Raw genomic sequence first — 8,414 nt, 5'->3', positions numbered from 1 at the left:
GCTTTCCGTGTGATCTTCAAGCGCATCGGCAACGGGCGGCCGTACCCGGATCACGGCCGGACCAGCACCCGCCAGTGGGCGGACGGTGCGCAGCTGCCATTCGACGGTGCAGAAGACGGCGGTGTAGGAGGCCGCGGCGAGACCGAGCAGCGGCGACAGGGCGGCCTGCCGGTACGCCACCGGGTCGAGTCGGCGCAGGACGGCCAGGAACACCAGCAGGACGAAGGGCAGTTCGAGCAGCGCCGGGACGCGGAGCAGGCTCGGTGCGAGCAGTTCCGGTGCGGGCACGTGGGCGGCGAGGGCCCGCACGGTCGGCCCGTCGGCGAGGTCGAACCATCCGGGCGGCAGCAGCCGGGCGACGAACGAGGCGTCGCCGTCGTGCACCCGCAGCAGGTAGACGGTGACCAGCAGCTGGTTGAGGAGGATCAGCGCGGTGACGGCGGCCAGTGCGGTCTCCGCGGTGACGCCGCGCCGGCCGCCGGCCGGTGTGCCCGGTGCGGCCGGTGCGGGGCGGCGCAGCACCCGCGGGGCCTGCCGGAGGGCGACCGCGACGGAGCCGGCCACGGCGGTGTCCACGAGGAGGGTGCCGGTCGACATGGTCCGTCACTCTAGGCGGTCGGCGCCGGAGCCCCTCCGGGCCCCGGCTCCGCAGCGGGCCGGTGCTCGTGGGCCGCGCCGAAGCGCCGGACTCCGTGCCCGACCTGCGGCTCCTGCCGCTCCGTCAGTCTCCTTGCACAGCCGGTCGATCATGATTGAATGCGGTGCGTCGTGGCGCCGGGGGTGCCGATGCTGCGCACGGCCGCCCCCCTTCACGATGTGACACAGGCCACACGGGCCCGTGTCACGAACGGAAGGGCAGCGTGCGTCTGGTGGTCGTCCGCACGGCGGGAACGACGACACGGAAGAGACAGCAGAGCGATGAACACGACAGCAGCGCAGCGGCACGAGGTCCTGGTCCTGGGCGCCGGCTACGCCGGGCTCGCCGCGACGATCCAGCTCGCGGCCCGCACCAGGAAGCGCGGGAACCTGCGGGTGACGCTGGTCAACCCCTACGACACCTTCACCGAGCGGCTCAGGCTGCACATGACCGCCACCGGCCAAAAGACGGCCGTGATGAACATCCCGGAGCTGCTGGACGGCACCGGCGCCGTCTTCGTCCGCGGCCGGGTCACCGCCGTGGACGCCGGGGCGAAGACCGTCCGGATCGACGACGACCGGATCCTGCGCTACGACACCCTGGTCTACGGTCTGGGCAGCGTCGCCGACACCGCGGCCCTGCCCGGCGTGGACGAGCACGCCCACACGCTCGACGGCCCGGAGGACGCCGCCCTGCTCGCCGACCGGCTGGCCCGGCTCGACGGCGGGACGGTCGTGGTCGGCGGCAGCGGCCTCACCGGTGTGGAGGCCGCCGCGGAGATCGCCGAGCGGTACCCACGGCTGCGGGTGGTGCTGCTGGGACGGCAGGAGCCGGGGGCGAACCTGCACCCGAAGGCCAGGGCCCACCTGGACGCGGCGCTCGCCCGGCTCGGGGTGCGGGTGCGCAGCGGCGTCGAGGTGGTCGAGGTGCTGCCGGACGGCGTCGAGCTCGCGGACGGCTCCAACATCCCGGCGGACGCGGTGCTGTGGACCAGCGGCACCCGCGTCCCGCCGCTGGCCTGACCGTCGACGAGCGCGGCCGCGTGGTCACCGACGGCGCGCTGCGCTCGGTCTCCCACCCGGACGTCTACGCGGTGGGCGACGCGGCGGCGATCCGCCAGGGGTACGGCGTGATGCACGGGACCTGCCAGGGCGGCATGCCCACCGGTGTGCACGCCGCCCTCTCCGTCCTGCGGGTGCTGGCCGGGAAGGAGCCCGAGCCGTTCCGCTTCGGCTACTACCACACGCCCGTCAGCCTGGGCCGGCACGACGCCGTCGTGCAGTTCACCCGGCCCGACGACAGCCCGCGCCGGATCGTGCTGACCGGCAGGCGGGCCGCGAAGTACAAGGAGGCGGTCAGCGCAGCGCCGTGGCCGACCTTCGCCCGCATGAAGAAGATGCCCGCCTCGGGCGCGTTCTGGCCGCACGGCGGCCGCTACACCCGGATCAGGAGCGCCAAGTGAACCCGCAGCAGGCCGGCCCCGACCAGCTCGCCTTCCAGCAGTACCGCACCCTGCTCTTCTCCGTCGCCTACCGCATCCTCGGCACCGCCGCCGACGCCGAGGACGTCGTCCAGGACGCCTGGCTGAAGTGGTCGGCGGCCGACCGGTCCCTGGTCGCCGATCCCAAGGCCTACCTGACCCGGATCGTCTCCAACCTGTCGATGGAGCGGCTCCGTTCGACCCGTCACCGGCGCGAGACCTACGTCGGGCCCTGGCTCCCCGAGCCGATCCTCACCGACCCGGACACGGCCGAGGGCGTCGCCGCGGCGGACTCGGTCTCCATGGCCCTGCTGGTCGTGCTGGAGACGTTGAGCCCCCTGGAGCGGGCGGTCTTCGTGCTGAAGGAGGTCTTCGCGTTCAGCTATGCGGAGATCGCCCGGGCGGTGGACCGTTCGGAGCCGGCGGTGCGGCAGACCGCGCACCGCGCCCGTGAGCACGTCCAGGCGCGCCGGCCGCGGTTCAGCACGGACCGCGCCCGCCGACGGGACGTCACCGAGCGCTTCTTCGCGGCGGCGACGGGCGGCGACATCAACACGCTCATGGAACTGCTCTCCCCGGACGTGACGCTGTGGACGGACGGCGGCGGCAAGGTCCGCCAGGCCCTCAAGCCGGTCGTCGGCGCGGAGACCGTGGCCCGCTGGTTCGCCGCGCTCGGCACGGTGGCCTACCAGGGCATCGAGCCGGGGCAGATGCGTGCGGAGCTCACCGGGATCAACGGCGGCCCGGGGGTCGTCTTCCGCGGTCCGGACCGCGTGGTCGCCACGCTGACCTTCGACGTCGACCCGGAGGGCCGCATCTCGGCCATCCACAACGTCGCCAACCCGGACAAGCTCCGTGCCGTCGCCGGCGGAACCCGCCACGAACTCTCCTGAGCGGCACCGGCCGGAGCAGGGCCCGGGGTCACGGGACCGCGCAGGGGCGGGCGGGCCGCTCAGCGGTGCGGGTCCTCCAGGGCCTCCAGCAGGGTGCGCAGGGTGGCCGCCAGGCCGTCCCGGGCGGCGGGGTCGAGTGCGGCGAGCAGGCGTTCCTCGGTCGCGAGGTGGTCGGGCAGGGCGCCGTCGATGAGGGCGAGCCCCTTGTCGGTGAGGGAGACCAGGACGACCCTGCCGTCGGTGGGGCTGGGGCTGCGGGTGACGAGGCCGTTGGCCTGGAGCCGGTCGAGCCGCTGGGTGACGGCACCTGAGGTGACCATCGCGGAGCGCATCAGTTCGGCGGGGGTGAGCGGACGGTCCGGGCCGTTGCGCCGCAGGGTGGCGAGGACGTCGAAGGAGGCCGCGTCGAGGCCGTGCGCGGCGAAGGTGCGCCGCATCTCGGGCTCCAGGGCCGCCACGACCCGCTTGAGCCGGCCGATCACGGCCATCGGGGAGACGTCCAGGTCCGGGCGCTGCCGGGCCCACTGGGCGAGGACGGTGTCGACGTGGTCTGCCATGGAATCAGCCTAGCGGATCTCTTAGTGGTGAGATACATTGTCTTAGTGCTAAGAAATCGACGGCTGACCGTCCTCCTGCTGACCGCGCTCGCCCCGGCCGTCTGGGGCTCCACCTACCTCGTCACCACCGAGTTCCTGCCGCCCGACCGCCCGCTGACCGCCGCCATGCTCCGCGCGCTGCCCGCCGGCCTGTTACTCGTCCTGCTCACCCGCCGCCTGCCGAGCGGCAGTTGGTGGTGGCGCTCGCTCGTGCTCGGCTCCCTCAACATCGGCGTCTTCCTCGCGCTGCTGTTCGTCGCCGCCTACCGGCTGCCCGGCGGACTCGCCGCCACCGTCGGCTCCGTCCAGCCGCTGCTGGTCGCCGGACTCTCCGCCCTCCTCCTCGGCGAACGCCTCACCGCCCGCACGGTGGCCGCCGCCGTCGGCGGCATCGCCGGCGTCACCCTCATGGTGCTGCGCGCCGAGGCCCGGCCGGACGCCGTCGGCATCGCCGCCGCCCTCGGCGGCGCCGCCGTGATGGCCTCCGGCGTGGTGCTCAGCAAGCGCTGGGCCCCGCCCGCAGGACTGCTCGCCGTCACCGGCTGGCAGCTCGTCGCCGGCGGACTGCTGCTCCTGCCCGTCGCCCTGCTCGCCGAGGGCCCGCCGCCCGCCGACCTCACCGCCCGCAACCTCGGCGGGTACGCCTACCTCGGGATCATCGGAGCCGCCGTGGCCTACACCCTGTGGTTCCGCGGCATCAGTGCCCTCTCCCCCACCCAGGTCACCTTCCTCGGACTGCTGAGCCCGCTGGTCGCCACCGCCCTCGGATGGCTGGTGCTCGGCCAGGGACTCACCGCCCTGCAACTGCTCGGCGCCCTGCTCGCGATCGGCTCGGTCGTCCTCGCCCAACTGCGCCACCGGCCCACCGCACCAACGGCCGCGCCGGCCGCCGCGCCGACCGCAGAACAGGCCCTCCGACCCGCCGAGTTCACCGGCAGCCGCACCGACGACTGACCGCCCCCGGCTTCGGCTGCGCCCCGGGCGGCTACCATCCCGCGAAGAAGATCACCTACGCCACCTGGAGGCCCCGTGGCTCCCCCGCCGCTCACCGGCCGGCTCGTCCGCCTGCGCGAACTCCGCGAGGAGGACCTCGACCGGCTCGTCACCTGGTGGAACGACCCGGCCACCGCCGTCCGCCAGGTCACCGGCCCGGTCCACCCCCGGCCCGGCGCCGAGATCGCCGCCATGTTCCGCTCGTGGAGCCAGAACACCGGTTGCAACGTCGGCCTCACCGTCGTCACCCTCGACGGCGACGAGACCGTCGGCCACGTCACGCTCTACGGCGCCGACCCCAAGGACCGCTGCGCCACCCTCGCCGTCATCGTCGGCGCACCCCACCAGGGCCGCGGCCTCGGCACCGACGCCGTCCGCACCCTGCTCGACTACGGCTTCGCCGAACTCGGCCTGCACCGCATCGAACTGACCGTCCTCGGCGACAACCTGCCCGCCCTCGCCGCCTACCGCAAGGCCGGCTTCACCGAGGAGGGCCGCCGCCGCGAGGCCGTCTTCCGGCACGGCCGCTGGCAGGACCACGTCCAGATGGGCGTCCTCGCCCACGAGCACCTCGCCACCGAACGGACCCACACAGCCGGGTGACGGGCCGGTCCCGCCGGCCGCCGCCCACCCGCCCCGGGGGAATCCGCATGAAGCCGCCGGACGCCCTCGCTACGGTGGGAGGCATGATCGACAACGCTGCCGAGACCCTTGCCTGGGCGCTCATCGGCTGGGACACCGACGATGCCGCGGCCCACGTCACCGACGACCTCACGCGGGACGAGATCCTGAGCGTCCGGGACTTCTTCCCCGGCCGTGAGGACGACCTGCTGGCGACCGCCGTGTACGTGGTGCCGCCCGAGTTGTACGAGGCGATGCGGGCAGCCGTCCCCCGCCTCGAGTTCCGCGCGGGGCTGGAGTACCAACTCGGCGGCCACCTCAAGGCGTAGCCGGTCCGCGGGCGCGGCTCAGCCGCGGCGGAGGTGCTCGGCGAGGGCGTCGAGGGTGCGCCGCCAGGCGTCGGTGGCGGACTTCTCGTCGAAGGTGTCGGGGCGTTCGTCGTTGAAGAAGCCGTGGCCCACGCCCTGGTAGGTGACCTGTTCGTGGCGGACGCCGGCCGCGTGCAGGTGCTCGCCGACGCGGTGCCACTCGTCGAGGGACATCACGAAGTCGTCGGCGCCGAAGAAGCCCAGCAGGAAGCCGGTGTTCTTCGCGATCGCGGCACTGTCGGCAACCGGGGGACGCGGCTCGGCCAGCGGGATGCCGCCGTCGAGCAGCCAGCCGCCGTAGTAGCTGACGACCAGGTCGAACGGCAGCGCCGTGGCGCCGAGGACGGCGATGTGCCCGCCCAGGCTGAAGCCGAGCATCGCGGTACCGCCCTGCCCGCCGAACTCCCGGACGGTGGACCGGGCGGCCGTCAGGTCGGCGAGCACCTCGTCCCGGCGCAGTGCGGTCATCAGCCGGCGGCCCTCGGCGCGGCCCGCCTCGTCGTGGCCGAAGCCGGCGCGCCGGGCGTTGCGCCAGTAGAAGTCGGGTGCCAGGACGGCGTACCCGGCCGCGGCGAGCCGTTCGCAGACCGCCTTCAGGTGGCCGGTGACGCCGAAGAACTCCCCGGCCACCACCACCGATCCGTGGGCCGGCCGCCCGTCCGGCAGGACGAGCAGCCCCTCCGGGCCACCGCCCTCGCCCTCGCCGAGCGGGATCCACCGTGCTGTCGTCGTGCTGTCCGCCATCGCTCCCCCTTCGTGGTCGATCGGAGTCTAACCCGTACCGCGGAGCGGAATTGACGGATGATCAGTCGAAGGGACGTGCGGCTCAGGCCGGGGTGTGGCGGACGGTGCACAGGCCCCAGATGACGACGGTGCAGGCGGCGATCACGACGAGGGACCAGAGCGGGTAGTACGGGATCGACAGGAAGTTGGCGACGATCACCAGACAGGCGACGGCCACACCGGCGATCCGGGCCCACAGGGCGAGCCGGAAGAGGGCCAGGCCGATCAGGATCGCCAGCACCCCCAGGACGAGGTAGATCCAGCCCCAGCTCGTCAGCGTGAACCGGAAGGTGTACTTCGGGACGATCACGAACACCGGGTCGCCGGCCAGCGCCATGACGGCGCGCAGCAGGTTGAGCACACCGGAGACGAGCAGCAGGACGGCGGCGACGGCCACCACGCCGCTCGCCGCGTTGTCGGTGTCGCGTCGGCCGTTCACTGCTTCTGCCATGGGTGCGCCTCGATTCCGTACCGGTCGGTCTCCTCGACGACCGGACCGTGTCGATCCTCGCCCCGATCCCTGCCCGCCGCAGCGCCCGGACGTGCGGCGACACGCCGGTACTCACCCCTCCGGCGGGGTGTGCGTGGCAGCCGGGGCGGCGCGGGCCGAGGATGAGGGCAATGTCTGTCCGCAGGAGATCGGAGCCGGTGATGGCGAGCCTGACCGTGTGGCGTTTTCCCACCCCGGAGGGGGCGCAGGACGCCCTGGAGGTCCTGAAGGACCTGCAGCACCAGGGGTTGATCGTCGTCCAGGACGGTGCAGTGGTGAGCTGGCCCGAGGACAAGAAGAAGCCCAAGACGAAGCAGTTGAGCAACCTGACCGGGCTGGGCGCGATCGGCGGCACCTTCTGGGGCCTGCTGCTCGGCATGATCTTCTTCGTGCCGCTGCTCGGCATGGCGGTGGGCGCCGCGACCGGCGCCGTCTCCGGTCACTTCACGCACGTCGGGATCGACGACGAGTTCATCCAGGAGGTGCGCGACAAGGTGACCCCCGGCACCTCGGCGCTGTTCCTGCTCACCTCGCACGCCGTGCTGGACAAGGTGGCCCCCGCCTTCCAGGGGCAGCACGCGGAGCTCATCCAGACAAACCTGTCCGACGAGCAGGAGAAGGTGCTGCGGGAGACCTTCGCCGAGGACGAGTGACTCCCCCGCACGATCAGCCGGCCGCACCGGCCGGGTGCGGGAGTCGTCTTCAAGGGCGCTCGGATGGGCATTCGGGGCACGTGGGGGCACCTCGATCGACCACCCGAGCGCCCTCTGGGTCCTAGGTACCCGGGCCTCCGGCGGTGAGCGCGGTCAGGGCGTCGGCGTGGGCGGCGCCGGATTCGGCGGCGATCTCGGCGAGGGTCTGCTCCGGCCGGATCGTGGCGAACCGGACGGGGCCGCCCGCGGTGCTGAAGCCGTGCACGGCGGGCCTGGCCAGGCTGTTGTAGGCCCACGGGGCGGAGGTGTAGTAGCCGCCGGTGTCGTGCAGCACGACCAGGTCGCCCGGCTCGATGCGGGGCAGGGCGCGGCCGCGGGCCACCACGTCCCCGGAGAAGCAGCAGGGCCCGGCGACGTCCTGGATCTCTTCGGGGCCCTCGCGCCGGGTGCCGTCCGGCCGGTGCACGCCCACCCGGAGCGGCCAGGCCTCGGGCATGAACACCGTCCGGGTCGCGAGGTGGGCGCCGGCGTGGGTGAGCGCGATGCGGCGGCCGCCGACCTCCTTGGTGTACTCGACGCGGGCCGCGGTGAAGCCGTTCTTCGCGACCACCGACCGGCCGAACTCGGTGACCAGGGCGTAGCGGCCGGCGAACAGGGCGGGGACGGCGGCCCGCAGGTGGGCAGCGTACGCGGCGAACGTCGGCCGCACCTCGTCGTCGTCGAAGTTGACGGGCAGTCCGCCGCCGAGGTCGAGCGAGTCGACCTGCCGGCGGCCGGCCCGGCGGTTGATCTCCTCGGCGAGCTCCCAGGTGGCGCGGACGCCGGACGCGATGAGGTCGAGCGAGCAGCCCTGCGAGCCGACGTGGACGTGCAGCCGGCCGGTACCCCTGGCTCAGCCGG

General features: G+C 73.4%; 8 protein-coding genes and 3 pseudogenes. 7 read left to right on the top strand and 4 right to left on the bottom strand.

From position 1 onward, the window contains the following. Window positions 1-9 precede the first annotated feature (9 nt). The 3 genes and pseudogenes from ABZ641_RS19200 to ABZ641_RS19190 form a co-directional block, all read left to right on the top strand. Window positions 10-90 (top strand): annotated as a pseudogene (locus tag ABZ641_RS19200) (type II toxin-antitoxin system VapB family antitoxin); the annotation flags it as partial. Window positions 91-918: 828 nt separating this feature from the next. After that, window positions 919-2,099: pseudogene (locus ABZ641_RS19195) on the top strand (FAD-dependent oxidoreductase). Beyond that, window positions 2,096-3,010, top strand: coding sequence for an RNA polymerase sigma-70 factor (locus ABZ641_RS19190; protein ID WP_359983244.1), 915 nt, complete (start codon window positions 2,096-2,098; stop codon window positions 3,008-3,010). Before ABZ641_RS19195 ends, ABZ641_RS19190 begins: the two are co-directional and overlap by 4 nt. Before the next feature lie 59 nt (window positions 3,011-3,069). Here ABZ641_RS19190 and ABZ641_RS19185 read toward each other — a convergent pair whose 3' ends face one another. Then, complete coding sequence (locus ABZ641_RS19185; protein WP_344626282.1) at window positions 3,070-3,567, bottom strand: MarR family transcriptional regulator; 498 nt, start codon at window positions 3,565-3,567, stop codon at window positions 3,070-3,072. A gap of 45 nt (window positions 3,568-3,612) precedes the next feature. Here ABZ641_RS19185 and ABZ641_RS19180 point away from each other — a divergent pair, with 45 nt between their 5' ends. The 3 genes from ABZ641_RS19180 to ABZ641_RS19170 all read left to right on the top strand — a co-directional run bounded on the left by ABZ641_RS19180 (window position 3,613) and on the right by ABZ641_RS19170 (window position 5,549). Then, window positions 3,613-4,560 (top strand): EamA family transporter, encoded by a 948-nt coding sequence (locus ABZ641_RS19180; protein ID WP_359983242.1) that lies wholly within the window; start codon window positions 3,613-3,615, stop codon window positions 4,558-4,560. A gap of 75 nt (window positions 4,561-4,635) precedes the next feature. Continuing rightward, complete coding sequence (locus ABZ641_RS19175; RefSeq protein WP_344626285.1) at window positions 4,636-5,202, top strand: GNAT family protein; 567 nt, start codon at window positions 4,636-4,638, stop codon at window positions 5,200-5,202. 83 nt (window positions 5,203-5,285) lie between these two features. Further along, complete coding sequence (locus ABZ641_RS19170) at window positions 5,286-5,549, top strand: hypothetical protein (RefSeq protein WP_344626286.1); 264 nt, start codon at window positions 5,286-5,288, stop codon at window positions 5,547-5,549. Window positions 5,550-5,567: 18 nt separating this feature from the next. Here the strand turns inward: ABZ641_RS19170 and ABZ641_RS19165 are convergent, their stop codons facing one another. Next, window positions 5,568-6,332: a dienelactone hydrolase family protein gene (locus ABZ641_RS19165; protein ID WP_359983240.1), complete on the bottom strand. Its 765-nt coding sequence runs from the start codon at window positions 6,330-6,332 to the stop codon at window positions 5,568-5,570. Between the two features lie 82 nt (window positions 6,333-6,414). Beyond that, window positions 6,415-6,822 (bottom strand): hypothetical protein, encoded by a 408-nt coding sequence (locus tag ABZ641_RS19160; protein WP_344626288.1) that lies wholly within the window; start codon window positions 6,820-6,822, stop codon window positions 6,415-6,417. A gap of 200 nt (window positions 6,823-7,022) precedes the next feature. On the opposite strand from ABZ641_RS19160, the gene ABZ641_RS19155 reads away from it, so the two are divergent. Beyond that, window positions 7,023-7,514: a DUF1269 domain-containing protein gene (locus ABZ641_RS19155; RefSeq protein WP_344626289.1), complete on the top strand. Its 492-nt coding sequence runs from the start codon at window positions 7,023-7,025 to the stop codon at window positions 7,512-7,514. Window positions 7,515-7,635: 121 nt separating this feature from the next. On the opposite strand, the pseudogene ABZ641_RS19150 reads toward ABZ641_RS19155, so the two are convergent. Then, window positions 7,636-8,391 (bottom strand): annotated as a pseudogene (locus ABZ641_RS19150) (diaminopimelate decarboxylase); the annotation flags it as partial. Window positions 8,392-8,414 lie beyond the last annotated feature (23 nt).

It is taken from the genome of Kitasatospora sp. NPDC007106 (assembly GCF_040634455.1).
Classification (GTDB): domain Bacteria; phylum Actinomycetota; class Actinomycetes; order Streptomycetales; family Streptomycetaceae; genus Kitasatospora; species Kitasatospora arboriphila.
Note: the sequence above shows the minus strand (reverse complement) of the source record. Positions and strands in the feature narration are given on the sequence as shown.